The sequence below is a fragment of the Shinella sp. 1A1 genome (assembly GCF_055379515.1).
The window spans coordinates 2,398,241-2,422,921 of record NZ_AP039671.1 but is presented as its reverse complement, the minus strand read 5'-3'; the positions used below and the strand labels follow the sequence as shown (position 1 = coordinate 2,422,921).

Genomic DNA, 24,681 nt, shown 5'->3' with positions numbered 1-24,681 from the left:
AAGATAGATGAAGAAACTTGTCGCGGCAGGCGTTCTCAGTCTCGCAGCGGTTGCAGGCACGGTCGGGCCGATCAGCGCATCGCCGCTTTCGACTCTGGCGAACGGCTTCCTTTCCCACAAGAGCCAGGGAGCGGGCAACGGAAACGTGGTTCTCGCGCAGGCCATGGACCCGCGGGTCGGCCAGCTCGAGGAAGAGATCCGCAACCTCAACGGCCGCATCGAGGAAATGAGCTACCAACTCCTGCAGATGCAGGAACAGATCCGCAAGGCGCAGGAAGACAACGAATATCGCTTCCAGGATCTGGAAAGCGGAAAGGGCAAGGCGGGCGGCAAGAGCGGCGCGCTCGACAAGCCGGTCAATGGCGGAACGCCCGACCAGCAGACCGCCTCGAACCGGGTACCGGCGGATGACACCGCCGGGGCCGCCACGCTCGGCCAGCAGGGCGGCGGTGGCGGCGGCGCGCAGCCGCAGGAACTCGGTTCCATCAAGTTCGACGAGAACGGCAACCCGATCGGCGCCGAGACCAATCCGGACCTGAACAACCAGAGCGCCTCCATCGGCAGCGACAACACGGTGCCGGGCGCCGATACCGGCCTGCCGCAGGCCTCGCAATCCTCCACCGCCTCGCTGGACAATCCCGACGATCTCTACCAGGCGGCCTATGGCCATGTGCTTTCGGGCGACTACCAGGTCGCCGAGCGCGAGTTCCGCGACTATCTCGATGTCTTCCCGAAGAGCGAGAAGGCCGCCGACGCGAACTTCTGGCTGGGCGAGGCGCAGTATTCGCAGGGCAATTTCAACGAAGCCGCCAAGACCTTCCTCAACGCCCACCAGAACTTCTCCAAGTCCAAGAAGGCGCCTGAAATGCTGTTGAAGCTCGGCATGTCGCTCGCCGCCCTCGACAACCGCGAAACCGCTTGCGCGACGCTGCGCGAGGTGAACAAGCGCTACCCGAATGCCTCCAAGGCCGTGAAGAATAAGGTTTCTTCCGAACAGAGCCGCCTGTCCTGCTGATTGCGGACGGAGGCAAGGCCGTGGCCCGCGCGGACAATCCCGTCGTCGAGGCAGCCGGTCGCCTGCTGACAAGTTTCAAACGCCCCGCCCGCCTGATGATCGCCGTTTCCGGCGGCAGCGATTCGACAGGGCTTCTCGTGGCGCTCGCCACGCTCTGCGCCACCGGGCGCCATCCGCACATTACCCTTTCGGCCTGCACCGTCGACCATGGCCTTCGCGCCGGCTCGGACGACGAGGCCGCCGCCGTCGCAACGCTTTGCGCGAGCCACGGTGTTTCCCATGTCATTCGGCGCTGGCAGGGTGCAAAGCCGCAGGCCGGCCTCCAGGCCGCCGCCCGCGCGAAACGCTACGAACTTCTTTGCGACGCGGCCGTGGAAATGCAGGCGGATGCCATCCTCTCCGCCCATACGCGCGACGACCAGGCCGAGACCGTCGCCATGCGCGCGGCGCGGGCGGCGGACGGCATCGGGCTTTCCGGCATGGCGGATGCGGTTCTCCTCGACGGTGCGGTCTGGCTGCTGCGTCCCTTCCTCGGCATCGACCGGGAGGCGATCCGCTCGTTTCTTCGCGAGAAGGGTGAAGGCTGGATCGACGACCCGAGCAATGCCAATCCCCGTTTCGAGCGGGTGCGTATCCGCACACGGGGCGATGCGGCGGCCGTACCGCCGACGCCGGGCGAGCGGATTTTGCTCGCGCAGCGCGCGGCAGGGTTCCTTTTCGGCAATGTGCGGGCGGAGCAGGGCCTTTTCGTGCTTGCGCCGGCCGCGGTCGAGGCGGCGCTCGCCGATCCCGCCGGCTGGCGGGGCCTGCTGCTGCTGGCGGCGACCGCCGGCGGGCGGGTGCATGTGCTGGAAACCCGCTCGGCCGGCCGGCTGCGGACCTTCCTTGCCAGCGGCACACTGTCGCGGATGACGGCCGGGCGCGTCGTGTTCGACCGCCGCCGCGACGGGCTCTATCTCTACCGCGAGTGCAGGGAGATCGCTCCTCTCGTCCTGCCCGCCGGGGCGGCGGGCGTTTGGGATGGCCGGTTTCGCCTCGCCAACGGCTCGCGGCGCACGATCATCGTCTCGGCGGCCGGGCAGGTGGCGGTGGAAGGCCTTCAAGGCCCTGCTCTCAGGGCCCGCCATGCCGCGCCCTGCCTGAAATTCGAGGACGGTGCGCCGGTGGGGGCGGGCATGGTCGATATCGCGCCGGTGATCGCGCCCTATGCGCGATTCCTTCCCCGATTCGACCTGCCGGCCGCGCAGGCGCTCGCGCAGCTTGCCGGCTGCCCATCTTTTGCGTCTCCGCCGAACGAATGAAGGCGCAGGCTGAAGCGTTGTGGTAGCATGACGTCAAGCGCCGGCATCGGGATGGTCCGCAAGGGGCCGTTCGGCCCGGCCTGTTGACGATAGTTTGAGAAAAGCCCCCGGGGCCGAGCGCTTTGCCTTGGCAAGGCCGCAAGGCGACCCTATGTTAGGCGGGAAAGAAGCGGTCAGGAGCCCTTGGCCGAGAAAGTGCCCGGAAAGCTCGATGAATCCTAACTTCCGAAACTTCGCCCTCTGGGCGATCATCGCCCTTCTGCTGATCGCGCTGTTCAGCATGTTCCAGACGAGCCCGACGCAGACCGGCTCGCGGGAAATCCCGTATTCGCAGTTCCTCAAGGAAGTGGACTCGAGCCGGGTCAAGGAAGTCGTCATCACCGGCGAGAAGATCGTCGGCAGCTATGTCGAGACCGGCGCGACCTTCCAGACCTATGCGCCGAACGGCGACAATTCGCTCGTCCAGCGTCTGGAGGCGAAGAACGTCGTCGTCAGCGCGCGTCCCGAGACGGATGGTTCCTCCGGTTTCCTCAGCTATATCGGCACGCTGCTGCCCATGCTGCTGATCCTCGGCGTCTGGCTGTTCTTCATGCGCCAGATGCAGGGTGGCTCGCGCGGGGCGATGGGCTTCGGCAAGTCCAAGGCGAAGCTTCTGACCGAAGCGCATGGCCGCGTCACCTTCGCGGACGTCGCGGGCGTGGACGAGGCCAAGCAGGATCTGGAAGAGATCGTCGAGTTCCTGCGCGATCCGCAGAAGTTCCAGCGCCTTGGCGGGCGCATTCCGCGCGGCGTGCTGCTCGTCGGCCCGCCCGGCACCGGCAAGACCTTGCTTGCCCGCTCGGTCGCGGGTGAGGCGAATGTGCCGTTCTTCACCATTTCGGGCTCCGATTTCGTGGAAATGTTCGTCGGCGTCGGCGCGAGCCGCGTGCGCGACATGTTCGAACAGGCCAAGAAGAACGCGCCCTGCATCATCTTCATCGACGAAATCGACGCCGTCGGCCGCCATCGCGGCGCCGGCCTCGGCGGCGGCAACGACGAGCGCGAGCAGACGCTGAACCAGCTCCTCGTAGAGATGGACGGCTTCGAGGCGAACGAGGGCATCATCCTGATCGCCGCGACCAACCGTCCCGACGTTCTCGACCCGGCGCTGCTGCGTCCCGGCCGCTTCGACCGCCAGGTCGTCGTGCCGAACCCGGACATCGTCGGCCGCGAGCGCATCCTCAAGGTGCATGTGCGCAACGTGCCGCTGGCGCCGAATGTCGACCTCAAGGTTCTTGCGCGCGGCACGCCCGGTTTCTCCGGCGCCGATCTCATGAACCTCGTCAACGAAGCTGCCCTGATGGCCGCGCGCCGCAACAAGCGCCTCGTCACCATGCAGGAATTCGAGGACGCCAAGGACAAGATCATGATGGGCGCCGAGCGCCGCTCCTCGGCCATGACCGAGGCGGAAAAGAAGCTCACCGCCTATCACGAGGCCGGCCACGCCATCGTCGCGCTCAAGGTTCCGCTCGCCGATCCGCTGCACAAGGCCACGATCATTCCGCGCGGCCGCGCGCTCGGCATGGTCATGCAGCTTCCCGAGGGCGACCGCTACTCGATGAGCTACAAGTGGATGGTCTCGCGCCTCGCCATCATGATGGGCGGCCGTGTCGCCGAAGAGATCACCTTCGGCAAGGACAACATCACCTCGGGCGCGTCCTCGGACATCGAGCAGGCCACCAAGCTTGCCCGTGCCATGGTCACCCAGTGGGGCTTCTCCGACCAGCTCGGTCAGGTCGCCTATGGCGAGAACCAGCAGGAAGTGTTCCTCGGCCATTCGGTCGCGCAGCAGAAGAACGTGTCCGAAGCGACCGCGCAGAAGATCGACAATGAGATCCGCCGGCTGATCGACGAGGCCTATGCCGAGGCCAAGCGGATCATCACCGAGCAGAACCACGAATTCGTGGCGCTCGCCGAAGGCCTGCTCGAATACGAGACGCTGACGGGCGACGAGATCAAGGCGCTGATCCGCGGCGAGAAGCCGGCGCGCGACCTTGGCGACGACACGCCGCCGCATCGCGGCTCGGCCGTTCCGAAGGCCGGCCAGAAGAAGGGCGGCGAACCGGAAAGCGGAATGGAACCGCAGCCGCAGTAATCGCCGCGACAGGAAACATGAAAACGGCCGGGAAATCTTTCCCGGCCGTTTTCTTTCGGTAACGCAGTGTAATGAATTCTGATTCCGGGATGGGTGTTCTTTGCCCGGTTTTGTGGCAAAGAAGCGCAAAAGCTGCGCGTCTTAAGCTTAAGGTTACCCGAGGGGGCTAGTATGCTCGCCTCGTTGGTGCCTCACGGAAGGCACCTTGGACGCGGCAGATGGGGCGCGTATCGCGTCGGCACGGCGGCATGCCGCCCGGCCGGCGAATTCAGGAGCGAACATGAAACGTCGTTACTTCGGCACGGATGGCATCCGGGGTCAATCCAACACCTTCCCGATGACGCCGGACCTTGCCATGCGGGTCGGTATCGCCGTCGGCACGATCTTCCGGCGCGGCGCGCACCGGCACCGCGTGGTGATCGGCAAGGACACGCGCCTTTCCGGCTACATGCTGGAAAACGCCATGGTGGCGGGCTTCACCGCGGCCGGCATCGACGCCTTCGTCCTCGGCCCGATCCCCACGCCGGCCGTCGCCATGCTGACGCGGTCGCTGCGCGCCGATATCGGCGTGATGATCTCGGCCTCGCACAATCCCTTCTACGACAACGGCATCAAGCTCTTCGGCCCGGACGGCTACAAGCTCTCCGACGAGCTGGAGATGGAGATCGAGGACCTGCTCGAAAAGGACATGATGGCGCAGCTCGCCAAGTCCGCCGAGATCGGCCGGGCCAAGCGCATCGACGGCGTGCACGACCGCTATATCGAGCATGCCAAGCGCACGCTGCCGCGCGATGTCACGCTGCAGGGCCTGCGCGTCGCCATCGACTGCGCCAATGGCGCGGCCTACCGGGTGGCGCCGGCCGCGCTCTGGGAGCTCGGCGCGGATGTCGTGACCATCGGCAACGAGCCGGACGGCCTCAACATCAATCTCGAATGCGGCTCGACCCATCCGGAAACGCTGCAGCGCAAGGTGCATGAGGTGCGCGCCGATATCGGCATCGCGCTCGACGGCGACGCCGACCGCGTGCAGATCGTCGACGAGAACGGCAAGATCATCGACGGCGACCAGCTGATGGCGGTCATCGCCGAAAGCTGGGCGGAGGACGGCATGCTGCGTGGCGGCGGCATCGTCGCGACCGTCATGTCCAATCTCGGCCTCGAGCGCTTCCTTACGGACAAGGGCCTCGGTCTCCAGCGCACCAAGGTCGGCGACCGCTATGTCGTCGAGCATATGCGCCAGCACGACTACAATGTCGGCGGCGAGCAGTCCGGCCATATCGTTCTGTCCGATTTCGGCACGACCGGCGACGGCCTCGTGGCGGCGCTGCAGATCCTTGCCTGCGTCAAGCGCAGCGGCAGGACGGTAAGCGAGGTCTGCAACCGTTTCGAGCCTGTGCCGCAGGTCCTGAAGAATGTCCGCGTCCAGGCCGGCCAGCCGCTGGAGGATGCGACGGTTCGTCAGGCCATCGCGGATGCGGAAAGCCAGCTCGCCAGGAACGGCCGCCTGCTCATCCGTCCCTCCGGCACGGAGCCGCTGATCCGCGTGATGGCGGAAGGCGACGACCGCGCCCAGGTGGAGCGCATCGTGGACGAGCTCGTCGGCGTCATCGGCGCGGTGCGCAGCGCCGCCTGAACGGATCGACCGCTATTTTTGAAGGCCGGGGCTTCGCTCCGGCCTTTTCTATTGGCTGCAAGTCGAAGTGTACTCTTTACTTAAAGATTTTCCGAGTTTGTGAACGGTTGTTAACGGATAGAGTAAACTTTTGTAGTTAATCGGGCCTTAACCTTTCTTCGCCATTATCCATAGCCGATCGAGGGACTTGGAAAGCCGGCTTGCCGGGCGTGCCAAGCACAAGCCTATTGGAGCAAGGCCATGAGGAAAGTTTTGAGTGGCATCGTCGCCGTCCTGCTGACAGGCACGTCGGGTTACGCGGCCGATCTGTATGAGCCGCAGGTCATCGAGGCCCCGGTGCAGGAGACCGCCATTGTCGAGACCAGCGGCTGGTATCTGCGCGGCGATGCGGGCTGGTCGTTTAACAAGATGCGTGGGGCGCATTATTTTCAGGGATCGAATAATACCGACGCCGATTTTGATACCACGCGGCTAAAAAGTGGTTTCACCCTTGGCGGCGGTGTCGGCTATCAGATCAACGACCATTTCCGTACCGATGTGACGCTCGACTATATGTTCAAGTCGAAGTTTCGAGGTTCCACGTCTTCAGCTGGTGGTGCGGTTGCTGGCGCATGCGTTGGCCCTTGTACATCAACCGATATAGCTTCGATGACGGCTCTCAGCCTGCTTGCTAACGCCTATGTCGATATCGCCACCTATGGCTCGATAACGCCCTACGTGGGCGCCGGTATCGGTGGTACTTATGTAAACTGGGGCGGGCTCAAAAATACTTCGTGCCCGGTTGGCGGTGGCCCTTGCGATCCGACCGAAGAACACGGCGGCAAGAAGAGCTGGCGCTTTACCTATGCGCTCATGGCTGGTGCTTCGATCGACCTGACATGCAACCTCAAGGCCGATGTCGGTTATCGCTTCCGTCATGTCACGAAGGGCGCGATGTTCGGCTACAAGGCTAACGGCGGTCCCGGCTACGACAAGGGCTTCTACAGCCACGAGGCTCGCGCCGGTCTTCGCTACTCGTTCAACGGCTGCGAAACGGCGACCTATATCCCGCCGGCCGATATTCCGATCGAGCAGCCGGTCTACAAGTAAGCCGCCTCGCCGGATGGATTTCAGGGCCGCCCTTCGGGGCGGCCTTTTGCATTCCAATGCGGCGGGGAGGGGCTTAACGGTTTCTTCATTCCTTAAGAAATATGGTTAACCGACGGTGTATGGCGGCGTGAGGCGGCCGGCACCGGGTCACCGCCGGGCTATCCGGTCTTCAGGGAATCGAGACATGTTCCGCCGCTTCGCATCGTTTGGCATGGCCGCCGTCGCAGCTTTCATCGCGACAAGCGCCGTTGCCGGCGACATCGAGATCATCGACGCGCCGGAAATCGACGTGTCGAAAAGTGCCAGCGCGCAAGGCTGGTACATTCGCGGCGATCTCGGCTATTCCGGCTGGATCAAGGGCGACCGTCCCCGCCTGACGGACGCGGGCGGCACGCGGGATTTCGATACGGCGCGCTTCTCCCGGCCGCTCTCCTACGGCGTCGGCATCGGCTACCAGTTCAGCGACCTGCTGCGTGGCGATGTGACCGCCGATTTTTCCAAGGACGGCTTCAAGGGGAGCGCGGCCTGCGCCGGCGGTCCCTGCGCCTTCAAGGCGGATTATTCCGCCGCCGGCCTGATGGCGAACGGCTATATCGACCTCGGCACGCTCGCCGGCTTCACGCCTTATCTCGGGGCGGGGCTCGGCGCGACCTGGCTCGACTGGCGGAACCCTGCATGCTCGGGCGCGGGTTGCCCCGGCGTGGAAGGGCGGGATGGCCTGCGCTTCACCTATGCGCTGATGGCCGGCGCCTCCGTGGATCTCACCTCCCGCGTCAAGCTCGATTTCGGTTATCGCTTTTCCGGCATGGGCGGCGGCAAGGCCTTCCGCTCCGCCGCAGGTGACGTGGATATCCGCGACCACGGGCTGCACAAGCACGAATTCCGTGTGGGGCTGCGCGTTCCTCTCTGGTAAGACATCGTCCAGCAGTTTTCGCGGCGCGTCGGGCAACCGGCGCGCCGTTTCCATTGCGCCCTATTATTTTTCGATCGCGACATATTCCGCTTGACTTGAAAACGGCTCTCCCATATCCACGGCGGCGGGACACTCCTCCCCAACGAGGAGCTATCTATCTGGAAGGATAGCGATCATGACGAAGACCGTCACACCGCCGGACGTGCGTCCGAACAATACCCATTTCTCTTCTGGCCCGTGCTCGAAGCGCCCCAACTGGTCGCTCGAAGCGCTTTCCGATGCTCCGCTCGGTCGTTCGCACCGCGCCAAGATCGGCAAGACCAAGCTCAAGCAGGCCATCGATCTCACCCGTGAAGTCCTGGAAGTGCCGGCGGATTACCGCATCGGCATCGTGCCGGCCTCCGATACCGGCGCCGTCGAAATGGCGCTGTGGTCGCTGCTCGGCCCGCGCGGTGTCGACATGGTCGCCTGGGAAAGCTTCGGTTCGGGCTGGGTTTCGGACGTCGTGAAGGAGCTGAAGCTCCCCGACACCCGCAAGATCACGGCCGATTACGGCCTGCTGCCCGACCTTTCCACGATCGATTTCGACCGTGACGTGGTCTTCACCTGGAACGGCACGACCTCCGGCGTGCGCGTTGCCAATGCCGACTTCATCCCGGCGGACCGCCAGGGCCTCACCATCTGCGACGCGACTTCGGCCGCCTTCGCGCAGAACCTCGATTTCGCCAAGCTCGATGTCGTCACCTTCTCCTGGCAGAAGGTTCTCGGCGGCGAGGGCGCACATGGCGTCATCATCCTGTCGCCGCGCGCCGTCGAACGCCTTGAAAGCTACACGCCGGCCTGGCCGATGCCGAAGATCTTCCGCATGACCAAGGGCGGCAAGCTGATCGAGGGCATCTTCCAGGGCGAGACGATCAACACGCCCTCCATGCTCTGCGTCGAGGACTATATCGATGCGCTTGTCTGGGCGAAGGACGTCGGCGGCCTCAAGGGCCTGATGGCCCGCGCCGATGCGAACGCCAAGGTCATCTTCGACTTCGTCGAGAAGAACGACTGGATCGCCAATCTCGCCAGGGACCCGGCGACGCGCTCCAACACCTCGGTCTGCCTGACGATCGCCGACAAGGACGTGCTGGCGCTCGACGCGGATGCACAGGCGGCTTTCGCCAAGGGCCTCGTCTCGCTGCTCGATAAGCAGGGTGTCGCTTATGACATCGGTGCCTATCGCGATGCCCCGTCGGGTCTTCGCATCTGGGCCGGCGCCACCATCGACACCGCCGACCTCGAGGCGCTGATGCCCTGGCTGACCTGGGCCTTCGAGACCCAGAAGGTGACGCTTTCCAAGGCTGCGGCCTGATTTCGCGACCGGCTTCGTCCCAGAGGCGGAGCCACCCTTTATCTCATCTTCCAAGACCGATTTAAGGAGGCCATCGTGGCACCTCGCGTACTCGTATCCGACGAACTCTCGGAAACCGCCGTCCAGATCTTCCGCGATCGCGGCGTAGACGTCGATTTCCAGCCGAAGCTCGGCAAGGACAAGGAAAAGCTCGCCGAGATCATCGGCAACTATGACGGCCTCGCCATCCGCTCCGCCACCAAGGCGACGGAAAAGCTGATCGCGGCGGCGACCAACCTCAAAGTCATCGGCCGCGCCGGCATCGGCGTCGACAATGTGGATATCCCGGCCGCCTCGCGCCGCGGTATCATCGTCATGAACACGCCCTTCGGCAACTCGATCACCACCGCCGAGCATGCCATCGCGCTGATGTTCGCCGTCGCCCGCCAGCTTCCGGCCGCCGACACCTCCACGCAGGCCGGCAAGTGGGAGAAGTCGAAGTTCATGGGCGTCGAGATCACCGGCAAGACGCTCGGCGTCATCGGCGCCGGCAATATCGGCGGCATCGTCTGCAAGAAGGCCATCGGCCTCGGCATGCATGTCATCGCCTACGATCCCTTCCTGTCGGCTGAACGCGCCGTGGAAATGGGCGTCGAGAAGGTGGAACTGGACGACCTGCTCGCCCGCGCCGATTTCATCACGCTGCACGTTCCGATGACGGACAAGACGCGCGGCATCCTGGGCAAGGAAGCGCTCGCCAAGACCAAGAAGGGCGTGCGCATCATCAACTGCGCCCGCGGTGGTCTGGTCGATGAGGCGGCGCTTGCCGAAGCCATCAAGTCCGGCCATGTCGCCGGTGCAGGCTTCGATGTGTTCGAGGTCGAGCCCGCGACCGAAAGCCCGCTCTTCGGTCTGGATAATGTCGTCTGCACGCCGCATCTCGGCGCGTCGACCACGGAAGCGCAGGAGAACGTCGCCCTGCAGGTCGCCGAACAGATGTCGGATTACCTCGTCAAGGGGGCCGTCTCGAACGCCATCAACATGCCGTCGATCACCGCCGAGGAAGCGCCGATCCTGAAGCCCTTCATCCGTCTTGCGGACGTGCTCGGCGCCTTCGTCGGCCAGGTCACGGAAAGCGCGATCAAGGAAATCGAGATCCTCTACGATGGCGCGACTGCTTCGATGAACACCAAGGCGCTGACCAGCGCGGTGCTTGCCGGCCTCATCCGCTCGCAGGTGGCCGACGTCAACATGGTCTCGGCCCCGGTGATGATCAAGGAGAAGGGCATCATCCTCTCCGAGGTCAAGCGTGACAAGTCGGGCGTCTTCGACGGCTATATCCGACTGACGGTGAAGACCGCCAACCAGACCCGCTCGGTCGCCGGCACGGTCTTCTCCGACGGCAAGCCGCGCTTCATCCAGATTAAGGGCATCAACCTCGATGCCGATGTCGGCCACCACATGGTCTACATCACCAACACCGACGTTCCCGGCATGATCGGCTTCATCGGCATGACGCTCGGCGAGGCCGGCGTGAACATCGCCAACTTCCAGCTCGGCCGCGAGAAGGAAGGGGGCGACGCCATCGCGCTGCTCTATGTCGACGGTGCGCTTTCCGATGAGGTGGTCGCCAAGCTCGGCGCCAACCCGGCGATCCGCCAGGTCAAGCCGCTCGTCTTCAACGTCGACTGATCTTCGTCCCTCCCAAGACGGAAATGGAAAGGCCCGCCGGAGCGATCCGGCGGGCCTTTTCCGTTTCAGCCGTTCTTTTCCTTCGGCCGGCCCCATTCGGCGACAGCGATGCCGCCGAGGACGAGGAGAAGGGCGAGGACATGGAAGAGCTGGATCGTCTCGCCGAGCAAAAGGACGGAGAGAATGGTGCCGAAGACGGGAATGGCGTTGATGAAGAGGCCGGCGCGGTTCGCGCCGATCATCTCGACGCCCCGCACATAGAGCACCTGCGAGAGCAGGGAGGGGAAGATGCCGGCATAGAGCACGACGCCCCAGCCGGTGGCGTCCGGGAAGATGGCCGCGCCGCGCGACAGTTCCCAGATGAAAAGCGGGATGGCGCTGAGGAGGGCACCGAAGGCGGGGGCGGCGATGAAGCTCTGCCAGTGCAGGTCCGGCTTCCAGCGCAGCGACACGGTATAGCCGGCATAGACGATGCAGGCGACGAGCATCAGGGCGTCGCCGAAATTGAACTGAAGTTCCGCCAGTGCCGAGAATTCGCCATGAGCGGCTGTTAACAGCACGCCGACAAGGGTCACGGTAAAGCCGAGAACCTGCGCGAGCGACGCCTGGATGCGGAAGAGCAGGAAGTTGAAGACGAAGATCAGCATGGGAATGCCGGCCTGTTCGATGACCGCATTGATGGCGCTGGTATAGCCGACGGCGGTGTAGAGCAGGGCGTTGAAGGCCGTGAAGCCGAAGACGCCGTAGAGCAGGAGCTGCAGCCAGTGGCGGCGGATCTTCGGCCAGTCGCGCTTCACCTGCGGCAGCATGAAGGCGAGGATGACGAGAAGGGCCACGATCCAGCGGAAGGTCGTCAGCACCATCGGGCTGACATGGCCGACGGCGAGCTTGCCGGCAACCGAGTTCGCGCCCCAGAAAAGCGTGGTGACGGACAGATAGATATAGGCTCTGCTGTTCAAGGCGGCTTGTCCGGGTGAGAAAGGCAGGGGCGGGATGGGTAGGCGGCGCCTCACATAAGGCGAAAATCCGCGCCATGTCATGCAAAAAGCGGATGCCGGCCGCCATAACAGGGTCGCATTCCCAAAGACAACACAGTATAGATGCGCGGGTTTCAGGTCAGGCGCACGTGCACGTGCGCGTAAACGAGTGAAGCGCTCGCGCGCGAAAACGGGAAAGATGAAATGGCAAGTGTCGTAGTTGTCGGTTCGCAGTGGGGTGACGAAGGCAAGGGCAAGATTGTCGACTGGCTTTCGGAACGGGCGGAGGTGATCGTTCGTTACCAGGGCGGCCACAATGCCGGTCATACGCTCGTCATCAACGGCATCAGCTACAAGCTGGCCCTGCTTCCGTCCGGTCTTGTGCGCGGAAAGCTCAGCGTCATCGGCAACGGCGTCGTCGTCGATCCTCACCATTTCGTCGCGGAAGTGGAAAAGCTGCGCGCGCAGGGCGTCGCCGTGACGCCGGAGGTGCTGCGCATCGCCGACAACGCGCCGCTCATCCTGTCGCTGCACCGCGATCTCGACGCGCTGCGCGAGGACGCTGCCTCCAGCAACGGCACCAAGATCGGCACGACCCGCCGCGGCATCGGCCCGGCCTATGAGGACAAGGTCGGCCGACGCGCCATCCGCGTGATCGACCTTGCCGAGCCGGAGACGCTGCGGCCGAAGATCGAGCGCCTGCTGACGCACCACAATGCGCTGCGCCGGGGCATGGGCCTTGCCGAAATTTCCGTCGAATCCATCGAGGAGGAACTGACCTCCGTCGCCGCGCAGATCCTGCCCTATGTCGACCGGGTCTGGGATGTTCTCGACAAGCACCGCAAGTCCGGCGCGCGCATCCTCTTTGAAGGCGCGCAGGGCGCGTTGCTCGACAACGACCACGGCACCTATCCGTTCGTGACGTCCTCCAACACGGTTGCCGGGCAGGCGGCCGCCGGTTCGGGCCTTGGCCCGACGGCGATCAGCTATGTGCTGGGCATCACCAAGGCTTATACGACCCGCGTGGGCGAGGGCCCGTTCCCCTGTGAGCTGGATGACGAGATCGGCAAGCATCTTGCGACCGTGGGCCGCGAGGTCGGCGTCAATACCGGCCGCCCGCGCCGTTGCGGCTGGTTCGATGCCGTGCTGGTGCGCCAGACGGTCAAGACCAACGGCATCAGCGGCATCGCGCTCACCAAGCTCGACGTTCTCGACGGGCTGGACGAATTGAAAATCTGCGTCGGCTACAAGCTGGATGGCAAGGAGATCGACTACCTGCCGGCGAGCCAGAGCCAGCAGGCCCGCGTCGAGCCGATCTATGTCACGCTCGAAGGCTGGAAGGAATCGACGGTCGGCGCGCGCAGCTGGGCGGACCTGCCGGCCCAGGCGATCAAGTATGTCCGTCAGGTCGAAGAGCTGATCGGCGCGCCGGTCGCCCTGCTTTCGACCAGCCCGGAGCGCGACGACACCATACTTGTGACCGACCCGTTTGAGGACTAATCTCAAGCTCAACACCAGTTCCGTGACCTATTCCAATAGGATAGCACGCGAACACGACGGAAAGTTCTGATGGCGGATTTTGTAGCAGTCATTCGAAGGGCCGTGGATGGCCTCTCGGACAACAATGCCGAGATGCGGCAGAAGGTTTACGAGAAAGCCCGCGGCGCGGTCCGCCGGCAGCTCGAATCCATGAACCCGCGCCCCTCCGATGAACTCATGAAGCGCCAGCTCGACAAGCTGGAAGCGGCGATCACGGACGTCGAGGGCGATCATGCCGAGGCGCTTCCGGCCGAGGAGCCCGCCTTCGAACCCGTCGAGGAACCCGTTGCAGCCGCGCCGGTGGCGGAAGAGCCCGCCGCCGTCGCGCAGCCGGAAGAAGAGCCTGTCACAGCCGCCGAGCCGGAGCCTTACGAGGAGCCGGCGGCCGTCGAGCATCATGCGGAAGAGCTGCCGGCGGAAGAGCCGGTCGCTTACGAGCCTGTCGCTCATGAACCCATTGCGCACGAACCGGTGGCCGAAGAGCCGGCTGCCGAGGAGCCCGTCGCCGTCAGCGAGCCGGACGCCGAGCCGGAGCCCGAACCCGTCGTCGAGGAGCAGATCGTTCATCACGAGCCGGTCGCCGTCGCAGCCCATGTCGAGCCGTCCTGGCAGGCGGAGGCCGAGCCGACGGAAGACTACGTTCCCTCCTGGCACGAGCCCGAGCATGACGTGACCGCCGAGGCGGGGGCCGAGACGGTGGAGGTCGTCGAGCCCGAGCCGGTCGCCTATCCCGTTCACGACGTGCAGGCGCCGGAGGCCGATCCGCTGGCGGAAGCCCGCATGCCGGCCGCAGAGGCCGCATGGGACTGGAACGAGGCGGCCACCACCGCGACCGTCGCCGAGAACCGCGACCAGCCCGCCGTCGAGCCCGATCCGCTCGCCTGGGAATGGCCCGAGGAAAAGGCCGTCCCGGCGGAAGCCCAGCCGGCCGACACCGCGAAGAAGAGCGATTGGGACGACCTCGACGACCTGATGGGCTTCCCGGCCAAGACGGAACCGTCCGTCACGGCGACGCCGCCGGCCTTCGATGACGGCCTTGCGGGGATCACCTCGACGGCAGCGGCAACAGCAGGCGCTGAGACGGCTCGCGCGCCGCAGCGTTCGTTCCGCGCCGAGCCGCGCAAGTCGCGTTTCGGCCTCGGTGCGCTTGCCGCCACCGTCGCGTTCCTGGCGATCGTCGGCGGTGCCGGCGCGGCCTACTGGTTCAACCGCGATACGGTGAACGGCTGGGTCAACGAGAAGATCGCCTCCTTCACCGCCCCGGCGGAAAAGACGCCCGCGGAGACGAAGCCGGCCACCGACACGGCGGATGGCGCACGCGACCTGCCGGCGAACACCACGCCTTCCACCCAGCAGACGGGCGATAATAATGCTGCCGGCACCACGGCGAACACCGAGGTCGCTTCCGCAGCGCAGAACGCCAGCGGCAAGTTCACCCAGCGCCTGATGACGGACGGCTCGGAGGTCGACAACGGCCCGGCGCCGGCGCTCGACGGCAACGGGACCGAAGAGGGCAAGTCCGTCGCGGCCCAGTCCACGGAAACCGCCTCGGCCGGGAACGACGGCAATGCCGGCGTGGCCGCGGGCACGGAAACGGCGCAGCAGACCCCGGCCGGTAACGGTACGGCGACGACGACTGGCGAACAGGTCCCGGCCGCAACCAGTGAGCAGCCCGCCGCGGGCGTGTCGCAGAAGATGTTCCTTTACGAGGAGCGTCTCGGCCAGACCTCGCCGACGGCCATCGAAGGCACGGTCGCCTGGTCGAGCGCCGAGGAATCGCCGGGCGGCGACGCCAAGCCCGAGCCGGTGGTGCGCGCGCAGATCAACGTGCCCTCGAAGGGCCTGACGGCGCTCATCACCTTCCGCCGCAACGCGGACAAGTCGCTGCCGGCAAGCCATATCGTCGAGCTGGTCTTCTCGCTGCCGGAGAATTTCGAGGGCGGCGGCATCGAAAGCGTGCAGCGCGTGGCGATGAAGCGGACCGAGCAGGACCGCGGCGATGCGCTCATCGCGGTGCCCGCCAAGATCACCGACGATTTCCACATGATCGCGCTCAACGACTTCCCCGAGGCGATCGCCAAGAACACGGAACTCATGCGCACGCGCTCGTGGATCGATATCCCGATCACCTACCGCAACGGCCGCCGCGCGCTGCTGACGCTCGACAAGGGCGCGGCCGGCACGGAAGCCTTCGACAAGGTGATGAAGGCCTGGGCCGCGGCCGGCAGCGCCGGCCAGTAAGGCTCCGCCAACAGGCAAAAAGAAAGGCCCGGCATTGCTGCCGGGCCTTTTTCATGTCGGGATGCCGTTCGCCTTATGCGTCTTCGATGACGCGGACGGCGCGGGCCTGTTCGGCCGCGTATTTCTGCACGGCTTCCTGCACCTTCTCGAAGGCGCGCACCTCGATCTGGCGCACGCGCTCGCGGCTGATGTCGAACTCGCTGGAAAGCTCTTCCAGCGTGACCGGATCCTCGGCGAGGCGGCGGGCCTCGAAGATGCGGCGCTCGCGATCATTGAGGACGCTCATCGCGCGGGCCAGCATGGCGCGGCGCGTTTCCAGCTCGTCCTGCTCGATCAGAGTCTGTTCCTGACTGTCGTGGTCGTCGACGAGCCAGTCCTGCCATTGGCCGCTATCGCCTTCAGACGCCTTGATGGGCGCGTTCAGCGAGGCGTCGCCGGACAGGCGGCGGTTCATCGAGACGACTTCGTCCTCGGAGACCTTGAGCTTGGTCGCGATTTCCTTCACCTGGTCGGGGCGCAGGTCGCCATCGTCGATGGCCTGGATCTTGCCCTTCATGCGGCGCAGGTTGAAGAACAGGCGCTTCTGGTTGGCGGTCGTGCCCATCTTCACCAGCGACCAGGACCGCAGGATATATTCCTGGATCGAGGCCTTGATCCACCACATGGCATAGGTCGCGAGGCGGAAGCCGCGTTCCGGGTCGAATTTCTTGACGGCCTGCATCAGGCCGACATTGCCCTCGGAAACGACTTCGCCGATCGGCAGGCCGTAGCCGCGATATCCCATGGCGATCTTTGCCACGAGACGAAGGTGGCTCGTGACGAGCTGATGGGCGGCGTTGCGGTCGCCGTGCTCCTGGTAACGCTTGGCGAGCATGTATTCCTGCTGCGGCTCAAGCATCGGAAACTTGCGGATTTCATCGAGATAGCGGTTGAGACCACCTTCTCCGGCCGTGATAGACGGCAGCGTATTGCGGGCCATTCAGCACCCCTTTCTGAGACGGCTTCCATTCCGGCAAGCCTTGGTTCGGAGCTTGATCCCGAGACCGGATCCCCGTCAGCGACCATGCTCCCCGTGGGTCATGGCGACCCCACTGATCCTACAGATAGGTATGGCGAAACAATGATTCAAGATTGCGCGCGCCTTCACGGCTGCGTGAAGGCGGCGGCGGAAAGGAATTTATGGCACATCCCCAAGATGGGGTCCGCCGCCTGGAAATCAAGGGGTTTACGCCTCATCCATGCTGCGCAGGGCGCCGATCAGCCGTTCCATGTCCGCCGGCGGGGGCGCCTCGAAATGCATGGTCTCGCCGGTCGAGGGATGCTCGAACTGGAGGAGGAAGGCATGTAGTGCCTGGCGGCGGAAGCCGTTGACGATCTTTCGCGCCTCGTCCGGCAGGCGGTTCGCCTTGGTGCGGAAGGCCGCGCCATATTCCGGATCGCCGATCAGCGGATGGCCGATATGGGCCATGTGTACGCGGATCTGGTGCGTGCGGCCGGTCTCCAGGTGGCACTCGACCAGCGAGGCGAGGCTCGTGCCGTCCTCGGTCTCGCCGTAGCGCTCCACCACCTCGTAATGGGTGATCGCCTCGCGGGCGTCGTCCGCATCCTCGCGCTTGACGGCGCGCTTGGTGCGGTCGGCGCCGCGGCCGAGCGGGGCGTCGATCGTGCCCTTGATCTGGCGCGGGCGGCCCCAGACGATGGCCTGGTAGGCGCGTTCCAGCGGGCCGGTGCGGCCGTGGTCGGCGAACTGGTCGGAGAGATGGCGGTGGGCCGCGTCGTTCTTGGCGACGACCATGACACCGCTCGTCTCCTTGTCCAGCCGGTGCACGATGCCCGGGCGGCGCACGCCGCCGATGCCGGAAAGGCTCGCCCCGCAATGGTGGATGAGGGCGTTGACCAGCGTGCCCGTCCAGTTGCCGACGGCGGGGTGCACGACGAGGCCGGCCGGCTTGACGAGCACGATCAGGTCGTCGTCCTCGTAGAGCACGTCGAGCGGGATGTCCTCGCCCTTCGGCTCGGGGTCGCGCGGGGCGGGCATGGTGAATTCGATCACGTCGCCGGGATGCACCTTGCGCTTCGGCTCGGTCATCGCCACGCCGTTGACGATGGCGGCGCCTTCCTCGATCAGCGCCTTGATGCGGCTGCGCGAATAGTCGCCGGCAAGCGTGGCGGCCAGCCATGCGTCGATGCGTCCTTCCGCATCTTCCGGCGCGGTCAGGACTTTTCTTGTGGCCTCGGCTTCTTTAAAGGGGTCGGTCATCGTTTCACTTATACTGATTGCCGGAAGGGCGCCCGACATGTCCAATATCGAAAACGACGATCAGGAAGACAAGCCGCTCGACCCGGTCATGGAGAATGTGCGCCGCAAGATGATGCGCCTGCAACTCGTTTCGGGCGGCATCATGCTTCTGATGTTCATGGCGGTGCTCGCGGCCATTGTCTATAAGATCAGCAACCGGGATGGCAAGCCGGAAGCGGTGGCGACCGCAAGTGGCCTTTCGGTGCCGAGCGATGCGCCGGTCAAGGCGACCGCGACGCTGCCGGCCGGTTTCGCCGTTTCGGCCGTGTCGCAGTCGGCGGGGCAGATCCTGTTCTACGGCGCGATGGCCGATGGCGCGCGCAAGGCCTTCCTCTTCGATATCGCCGCCGGCCGCGTCGTCGCCGAAATCGACATTGCGGGCAACTGATCCGGCATGGCCGCCGCGCCGATCCGCATATACGATCCCGGCGATCCGCGCATTGCCGGCTTCGTCTCGATCCGCGAGCGGGACCTGACGGGCCGCGACGGGCTTTTCATTGCCGAGGGCACCGTGGTGCTGCGCATGCTCGGGCAGGGCGCGGCGCGAGGCAACGGCTTTGCGGCGGAAGCCATCCTGCTTCTCGAAAACCGGCTGGCCGGGCTTGGCGACATGCTCGACGCCTTTCCCGAAAGCGTGCCGGTCTATGTCGCCGCGCAGCCGGTCTTCGATGCGATCGCCGGGTTCAACATGCATCGCGGCGTGCTGGCGCTCGGCCGCAAGCCGGCTGCGGACATCGGCGCCTCGCTGCTCGGCCGGTTGCCGGCGGCGAGCCTCGTCCTGGCCGGCTGCGGCCTTTCCAACCATGACAATGTCGGATCGATCTTCCGCAACGCCGCCGCCTTCGGCGCGGATGCGGTCTTCCTCGACGAGACGTCCTGCGATCCGCTCTACCGCAAGGCGATTCGCGTCTCGGTCGGCTCCGTGCTGACGGTGCCCTTCGTACGCGGCCTTGCCGCCGAGGCCATGCTGCGCGGGCTTTCCGAGGCGGGCTTCGAGATCTGGGGGCTTTCGCCGCGCGGTGCGGTACCAGTGACCGCCATCCCCGCCGCGCGCCGGATCGCGCTCGTGCTGGGGACGGAAGGCGAGGGGCTGCCGGACAGCATCCTTTCCTCGTTCCGCACCGCCCGCATCCCGCAACGTCCCGGCCTCGACAGCCTCAATGTCGCGACGGCGAGCGGCGTCGCGCTTTACCAGATCGCCCTGACGATGGGACGGGTGAGCTAGAGCATTTCCGCTTTTTTCGAATCGCGAAAACGCCCTAACTCTTTATTTCTACGCAATCCGGGACGCAAAACCGCTTCGCACTTTTGCTGGAACTGCTTCAAGCGGGACGATAGGTCAGCCGGATCACATTCTCGCCGATGCGGTCGCTCGCCACGAGGCGCAGCGGCGGGCGCGGGCCGGCGAAGAACGGCTTGCCGTGGCCGAGCACGACGGGGTGGAGATACAGCCGGTACTCGTCGACGAGGCCTAGATCGGTCAGGCTTCTCGCCAGTTCGGGTCCGGCAACCTCGATCTCTCCGTCGCGGTCGGCCTTCAGTTGCCGTATCGGCGCCTCGATGTCTCCGGCAAGAAGCGTGGCGTTCGGGCCGACGGATTTGAGCGAGCGCGACACGACCCATTTCGGCCGGCTGCGCCATGCCGCCGCATAGTCGCGCTCCGCCTCGCCCCATTCCGGGCGGTCGTCGTCCCAATAGCGCATCACGTCGTACATCCGTCGGCCGTAAATCATGCCGGTGAGGCCTCGTACGTCATCGATGAAATGAAGAAACACCGCCGGCTCCGGCGCAAATGCCGTGTGATCGACATAGCCGTCCAGGGACTGGTTCAGAGCGAATACGAGCTTCGCCATCCGCGGGACTCCTCAAAAGCGCTGGAAGGGCGTGGGGAATGCTACGCAGAAAAGGCACCGGCGACAATCCGGTGCTGTTTCGCGAGGCCACTCCGCTTCCGACTCGGCCCGCCCGCGGTCAGCTCTCGTCGTGGCCCATGCGCTCGCGCGCCCGGCGAGCGAGGCTCTGGTCGTCGCCCTCGAGATCGGGCTCGATGGTCGCGATGAGGTCGTGGACGGGGGAGCTTGCGCCTTCACGTGTGGCGGTCAGCACGATCATCTTGCTGGCGAGGTCGGCCATCTCCTCGCGCAGCGCGGCGTCGTTCGCATCGGTCCTGGCCGCCAGCAGGCGTTCCGTGAGCGCGGTGCTCTGGTTACGGGCATCCTCCTCCAGCGCGACGATGTCGATCGGCGGGACGGGCTGGAGCACCTTTTCGGCGCGGCGGTTGGAAATGCGGCTTGCCGCGATGTTGCGGGAGAGGCCGGTGGCGTGGCTGGCCTTCGCCGCTTCCTTGCTTTCTGCCGTCAAAGTCTTCACCTTCTCGCGCAGGCGGCCGATCTCCGCGATGCGCCGCTCGATCGCATTGTCCTTGTCGGCGCTGCCGGCCAGTTCCCGCGTCAGTTTCGCCTCGAGCTGGCGGGTCCGGCCTTCCTCGCGCGAAAGGCGGATTTCGAGCGCCTTCGCCTTCTCGATGGATGCCTTGATATCCTCGCGCAGCTTGTCCCGCTCGTCCTTCAGGTTGCCGATGCGGCTCTGGAGGTTCTCCATCACCGTGTCGCGCGCGGCAAGGTCGATCTTCATGTTGTCGAGATCGGCGCGCAGGCGGCCGATCGTGCCTTCGAGCTTTTCGATATCCGCCGCGCGCGCGCGGATCTCGCGATCGGCGCCGACGAGGGCGTTTCTCAATTGCTCGCTCTTCATTTCCTCGCGCCGGAGCGCCGAGCGCCGGTCGCCGGCCTCGATGTTCATGTCGGCGATCTGGGCGTGAAGTTCGGCATTTTCCGTGCTGATCGCGCCGGCCTCGGCGATCAGCTTCTCGGTGCGGACCATTTCCAGCGTATGCTTCTCGCGCGCGCGGCGGACATCCTGGGCGAGGCGGGCGTTTTCGGCGGCGAAGGCGGCGCGCGCCATGTCCTTCTGCGCGCGCACTTCCTGCGGGCTGAGCGGCATGGTGGCGAGCATGCGCTGTTCGGTGAACCTGACGATACGCTTCTGGATCGCCGGGGCGACAAGAAGGCCGGCCAGCGTGGCGGCGAGAAAGCCGAGTGCGAAGAGGAGGGCGTACTCGATCACGGATCCACTCGTTCCAAACATGGCCCAAAACGGGTCTCGAACGAGCGCACTATAGCGGCTCGTTCGAGCTTGCACAGGGGGCGTTCCCGCGAAATCGGCCTGCTTTTGCCTGACGGACGAGGCGTCGGCTTCATTCGTGTCAGAAAGGATTCCAGGTGGGCTGGCGCGTCAGCTTCAGATAGCCGGCGTTGATGCCGAGCCGGGCGCCGACGCCGGTGCGGATCGGCACGAGCACGATGTCGCGGTTGACGTTGACCTGCATGCCGAGGCCGGCAATGATATAGGCCGAGCCGGAGACGCCACCAAAGCGATCGTACAGCGAATCGACATTCGGCAGGTTGTAGACGAGCATCATGGTGCGGCTGCCCTGGCCGCCCCAGTCGAGGCCGAGCGAGGGACCCTGCCAGAAGACGGAGTGCTGGCCGGCATTCTTGGTGTTGAGCGTGCCTTCGCCATAGGTCAGGCCGGCAACGAAGGCGCCGGAGCCTTCCTGGCCGAGAATGTAGCCGTTCGGCAGGCCGTAGGATTCGAAGGCGCGTTCCACCAGCTTGGCAAGGCCGCCGGAGGTCTCGCCGAAGAAGCTGTGACCGGTGTCGACGATCTCCTGCATGGTATACTGGTTGCTCTGCTGCGCAGCCGCCGGCAAGGCGAAGAAGAGGGGCATGCACGCCGCTGCGGCGAGCCCCAATACCTTCGTCACCAGATGTGAAATAGCCATGTCCGTCCGCCTTCCTTCATGTCCCGGCCCCGTTCCATCAGCAATTTGACCCGATGATCTTAACAATCGGTTTACCAAATGTGGTGTCATTATGGCTGTCTTGAAATCGAGCACGCCTCGCGCAATTCCGGCGTGCTATGCGTCGCGCGGAATGTCCCCGCGTGTGCCCGCAATGGGCGGCCCGCGATGAACGAATGCGTGGATCTGGGAGAAATTTATGGCGAAAAATCCGAACCTTACGCTGACCGGTCCCGATCTGGCAGCGCTTCTGTGCAGCCGCGTCTGCCATGACGTCATCTCGCCCGTCGGAGCGATCAACAATGGCCTGGAACTGCTCGACGAGGGCGGTGCCGACGCCGAGGCGATGGATCTCATCCGCGCCAGCGCCCTCAACGCCTCCGTGCGCCTGAAATTCGCGCGCCTCGCCTTCGGCGCGTCCGGCTCGGTCGGCGCCTCGATCGATACGGGCGAGGCGGAAAAGGCGGCGCGCGACTTCGCGGCGGCCGAGAAGAAGACGGAGATCACCTGGACGGGGCCCCGCGCCATCGTCGCGAAGAACCGGGTCAAGCTGCTGCTCAACCTGTTCCTCATCGCCTATGGCGCGATCCCGCGCGGCGGCTCGATCGACGTGACGCTGGAAAACCCGGAATTCGACGCGGTGTTCAAGCTCGCCGTGAAGGGCCGCATGCTGCGCGTGCCGCCGAAGTTCATGGAAATCCTTTCCGGCACGCCGGAAGAGGCGGTCGATGCGCATTCCATCCAGCCCTACTATACGGTGCTGCTCGCCGACGAGGCGGGAATGGAACTCGACGTGACGGTGCATCCGGAAGAGATCGTCTTCTCCGCCCGCATGGTTGCGGCATCGGAATGATCGGTGGGCGGCCATGGTTCGTTAACCATGGCCGCTAACGCTTTGTTTGCCAGGTGCCGGTAGAGTTGCATCCTGTATCGTTCCCGCTCTGCGAGCGGGAGACCTAGGAGCAGCTAATGCAGCGGTTGATGATCGCCGACGGTTCCGATGTCGTCCGTAAGGTCGGCAAGCGTATTCTTTCCGGTTTCGATTTCCTCGTGCTGGAAGCCTCTAGCTCGCTTGAGGCGCTGGTGCGCTGCGAAGCCGAACTGCCCAACATCCTGATCGTCGATTCCACCATGGATGGCGCGCTCGAGCTGATCAGCAACGTGCGCAACCTGCCGCAGGGCAAGTCCGTGCGCATCTATTATTGCGTGGTCGAGGCCGACCTCAAGAAGATGATGATGGGCAAGCGCGCCGGCGCCGACGACTTCCTGCTGAAGCCGTTCGACCGGAAGATCCTGACCCAGGTCTTCGGCAATCTTTCGATCGCCGCCTGAAGAGATTTCCATAGCTGAACGAAAACGCGGCCGCTCCCAGGGAGCCGGCCGCGTTTGCTTGTTGAGCCTTATTTTCCCACCCACTGCCGTCATCCTCGGCCTTGAGCCGAGGATCCATCGTTTTCCAACGGCTTATGGATCTTGTCTGCGGTCTGGCGGCTGCCTCCGGAGGAGCCAGCCGCTGCTGCGTCTGGCCCGTTCTCGCAAACCCGACATTCGCGCAAAAGAAAACCCGCCGGCGAGCGGCGGGTCTGATGCGGGAGCGGGGAGGGGCGCTATCAGGCGCTTTCGAGATAGTCGCCGCCTTCGGGCTCGCGCAGCACGTAGCCGCGGCCCCAGACCGTCTCGATGTAGTTCGCGCCGCCGGCGGCGTTGGCCAGCTTCTTGCGCAGCTTGCAGATGAAGACGTCGATGATCTTCAGTTCCGGCTCGTCCATACCGCCATAAAGGTGGTTCAGGAACATTTCCTTGGTGAGCGTGGTGCCCTTGCGCAGCGAGAGCAGCTCGAGCATCTGGTATTCCTTGCCCGTCAGGTGCACGCGCTGGCCGCCGACTTCGACGGTCTTGGCGTCGAGGTTGACGATGAGCTCGCCCGTCGAGATGACCGACTGGGCATGGCCCTTGGAGCGGCGCACGATGGCGTGAATGCGGGCGACGAGCTCGTCCTTGTGGAAGGGCTTCGTCATGTAGTCGTCGGCGCCGAAGCCGAGGCCGCGCACCTTGTCCTCGATGCCGGCCATGCCGGAGAGGATGAGGATCGGCGTCTTGACCTTGGACAGGCGCAGCGTGCGCAGGACCTCGTAACCCGACATGTCGGGGAGGTTCAGGTCGAGCAGGATGATGTCGTAATCGTACAACTTGCCCAGATCGACACCTTCCTCGCCGAGGTCGGTGGTATACACATTAAAACTTTCGGACTTCAGCATCAGTTCGATGCTCTGCGCTGTCGCGCTATCGTCCTCAATGAGTAGAACCCGCATATCTGTCCCCTTTTCCGCCGCTCAAGGTACCTGGCCCCCTACGCGATACGGATCCAGTCGTTGCCTGATTTGGAGGCTGCCACGAAATGGTTAACAAATCCTGATTCACTTTGGCAAGAGCGTATCGGTCTGTTAATTATTTTAGGCAGGCTCCTGATTTCACACATGAATCGGAAATGTGTCTCTTAAACACAATTTTTAAGAAAACACGTTAACCGACTCTTTCGACTCATCAATGTGGCCACCTCGTTTTTCGCGAACCGCATTTACTGAGCCTTAAATCATCATCGCTATGATTAACGATGCCCGTAAACGAAAGGTTACCAGCGGTAGGATTT

Annotated in this window: 21 protein-coding genes; 14 read left to right on the top strand and 7 right to left on the bottom strand. The window is 64.6% G+C overall.

The genetic code is table 11. From position 1 onward, the window contains the following. Positions 1–7: 7 nt before the first annotated feature. The 8 genes from ybgF (at position 8) to serA (ending at position 11,113) form a co-directional block, all read left to right on the top strand. A complete protein-coding gene (gene ybgF / locus ACZ48C_RS11945) occupies positions 8–1,015 on the top strand; it encodes a tol-pal system protein YbgF (protein ID WP_464781240.1) in 1,008 nt (335 codons plus the stop codon). Positions 1,016–1,035: 20 nt separating this feature from the next. Continuing rightward, on the top strand, positions 1,036–2,316 hold the full coding sequence (tilS, locus tag ACZ48C_RS11940; RefSeq protein ID WP_464781239.1) for a tRNA lysidine(34) synthetase TilS: 1,281 nt from the start codon (positions 1,036–1,038) through the stop codon (positions 2,314–2,316). A 211-nt stretch (positions 2,317–2,527) separates the two neighbouring features. After that, on the top strand, positions 2,528–4,450 hold the full coding sequence (ftsH, locus tag ACZ48C_RS11935; protein ID WP_119256731.1) for an ATP-dependent zinc metalloprotease FtsH: 1,923 nt from the start codon (positions 2,528–2,530) through the stop codon (positions 4,448–4,450). Between the two features lie 280 nt (positions 4,451–4,730). Further along, the gene (glmM, locus tag ACZ48C_RS11930) at positions 4,731–6,083 is read left to right on the top strand and encodes a phosphoglucosamine mutase (protein WP_119256732.1); all 1,353 of its coding nucleotides are present in this window, start codon (positions 4,731–4,733) and stop codon (positions 6,081–6,083) included. Positions 6,084–6,323: 240 nt separating this feature from the next. After that, the gene (locus ACZ48C_RS11925; protein ID WP_464781238.1) at positions 6,324–7,172 is read left to right on the top strand and encodes an outer membrane protein; all 849 of its coding nucleotides are present in this window, start codon (positions 6,324–6,326) and stop codon (positions 7,170–7,172) included. A gap of 184 nt (positions 7,173–7,356) precedes the next feature. After that, on the top strand, positions 7,357–8,085 hold the full coding sequence (locus ACZ48C_RS11920) for an outer membrane protein (RefSeq protein WP_464781237.1): 729 nt from the start codon (positions 7,357–7,359) through the stop codon (positions 8,083–8,085). A 175-nt stretch (positions 8,086–8,260) separates the two neighbouring features. Next, positions 8,261–9,442: a phosphoserine transaminase gene (locus ACZ48C_RS11915; RefSeq protein WP_464781236.1), complete on the top strand. Its 1,182-nt coding sequence runs from the start codon at positions 8,261–8,263 to the stop codon at positions 9,440–9,442. 75 nt (positions 9,443–9,517) lie between these two features. Beyond that, positions 9,518–11,113, top strand: coding sequence for a phosphoglycerate dehydrogenase (gene serA, locus ACZ48C_RS11910; RefSeq protein WP_318909823.1), 1,596 nt, complete (start codon positions 9,518–9,520; stop codon positions 11,111–11,113). Between the two features lie 65 nt (positions 11,114–11,178). Here the strand turns inward: serA and ACZ48C_RS11905 are convergent, their stop codons facing one another. Then, on the bottom strand, positions 11,179–12,072 hold the full coding sequence (locus ACZ48C_RS11905) for a DMT family transporter (RefSeq protein WP_464781235.1): 894 nt from the start codon (positions 12,070–12,072) through the stop codon (positions 11,179–11,181). 222 nt (positions 12,073–12,294) lie between these two features. On the opposite strand from ACZ48C_RS11905, the gene ACZ48C_RS11900 reads away from it, so the two are divergent. Continuing rightward, positions 12,295–13,590, top strand: coding sequence for an adenylosuccinate synthase (locus ACZ48C_RS11900; protein ID WP_119256737.1), 1,296 nt, complete (start codon positions 12,295–12,297; stop codon positions 13,588–13,590). 69 nt (positions 13,591–13,659) lie between these two features. After that, positions 13,660–15,870 carry a hypothetical protein gene (locus ACZ48C_RS11895; RefSeq protein ID WP_464781234.1) on the top strand — a complete coding sequence of 737 codons (2,211 nt, stop codon included), beginning with the start codon at positions 13,660–13,662 and terminating at the stop codon, positions 15,868–15,870. 73 nt (positions 15,871–15,943) lie between these two features. Here ACZ48C_RS11895 and rpoH read toward each other — a convergent pair whose 3' ends face one another. Beyond that, positions 15,944–16,849 carry an RNA polymerase sigma factor RpoH gene (rpoH, locus tag ACZ48C_RS11890; protein ID WP_119256739.1) on the bottom strand — a complete coding sequence of 302 codons (906 nt, stop codon included), beginning with the start codon at positions 16,847–16,849 and terminating at the stop codon, positions 15,944–15,946. 246 nt (positions 16,850–17,095) lie between these two features. Continuing rightward, positions 17,096–18,130, bottom strand: coding sequence for an RluA family pseudouridine synthase (locus ACZ48C_RS11885; protein WP_464781233.1), 1,035 nt, complete (start codon positions 18,128–18,130; stop codon positions 17,096–17,098). Positions 18,131–18,167: 37 nt separating this feature from the next. On the opposite strand from ACZ48C_RS11885, the gene ACZ48C_RS11880 reads away from it, so the two are divergent. After that, positions 18,168–18,557, top strand: a complete 390-nt coding sequence (locus ACZ48C_RS11880) for a hypothetical protein (protein ID WP_464781232.1) — start codon at positions 18,168–18,170, stop codon at positions 18,555–18,557. Between the two features lie 6 nt (positions 18,558–18,563). Continuing rightward, the gene (locus ACZ48C_RS11875; protein WP_464781231.1) at positions 18,564–19,394 is read left to right on the top strand and encodes a TrmH family RNA methyltransferase; all 831 of its coding nucleotides are present in this window, start codon (positions 18,564–18,566) and stop codon (positions 19,392–19,394) included. A 97-nt stretch (positions 19,395–19,491) separates the two neighbouring features. Here ACZ48C_RS11875 and ACZ48C_RS11870 read toward each other — a convergent pair whose 3' ends face one another. The 3 genes from ACZ48C_RS11870 to ACZ48C_RS11860 form a co-directional block, all read right to left on the bottom strand. Continuing rightward, complete coding sequence (locus tag ACZ48C_RS11870; protein WP_464781230.1) at positions 19,492–20,022, bottom strand: dihydrofolate reductase family protein; 531 nt, start codon at positions 20,020–20,022, stop codon at positions 19,492–19,494. A 118-nt stretch (positions 20,023–20,140) separates the two neighbouring features. After that, positions 20,141–21,295 (bottom strand): hypothetical protein, encoded by a 1,155-nt coding sequence (locus ACZ48C_RS11865; RefSeq protein WP_464781229.1) that lies wholly within the window; start codon positions 21,293–21,295, stop codon positions 20,141–20,143. Between the two features lie 139 nt (positions 21,296–21,434). Then, a complete protein-coding gene (locus ACZ48C_RS11860; RefSeq protein ID WP_464781228.1) occupies positions 21,435–22,013 on the bottom strand; it encodes a DUF1134 domain-containing protein in 579 nt (192 codons plus the stop codon). 217 nt (positions 22,014–22,230) lie between these two features. On the opposite strand from ACZ48C_RS11860, the gene chpT reads away from it, so the two are divergent. Further along, positions 22,231–22,884: a histidine phosphotransferase ChpT gene (gene chpT, locus ACZ48C_RS11855; RefSeq protein ID WP_119256746.1), complete on the top strand. Its 654-nt coding sequence runs from the start codon at positions 22,231–22,233 to the stop codon at positions 22,882–22,884. Between the two features lie 116 nt (positions 22,885–23,000). After that, the gene (locus ACZ48C_RS11850; protein ID WP_119256747.1) at positions 23,001–23,363 is read left to right on the top strand and encodes a response regulator; all 363 of its coding nucleotides are present in this window, start codon (positions 23,001–23,003) and stop codon (positions 23,361–23,363) included. Positions 23,364–23,641: 278 nt separating this feature from the next. On the opposite strand, the gene ctrA is transcribed toward ACZ48C_RS11850, so the two are convergent. Then, the gene (ctrA, locus tag ACZ48C_RS11845; protein ID WP_119256748.1) at positions 23,642–24,343 is read right to left on the bottom strand and encodes a response regulator transcription factor CtrA; all 702 of its coding nucleotides are present in this window, start codon (positions 24,341–24,343) and stop codon (positions 23,642–23,644) included. Positions 24,344–24,681 lie beyond the last annotated feature (338 nt).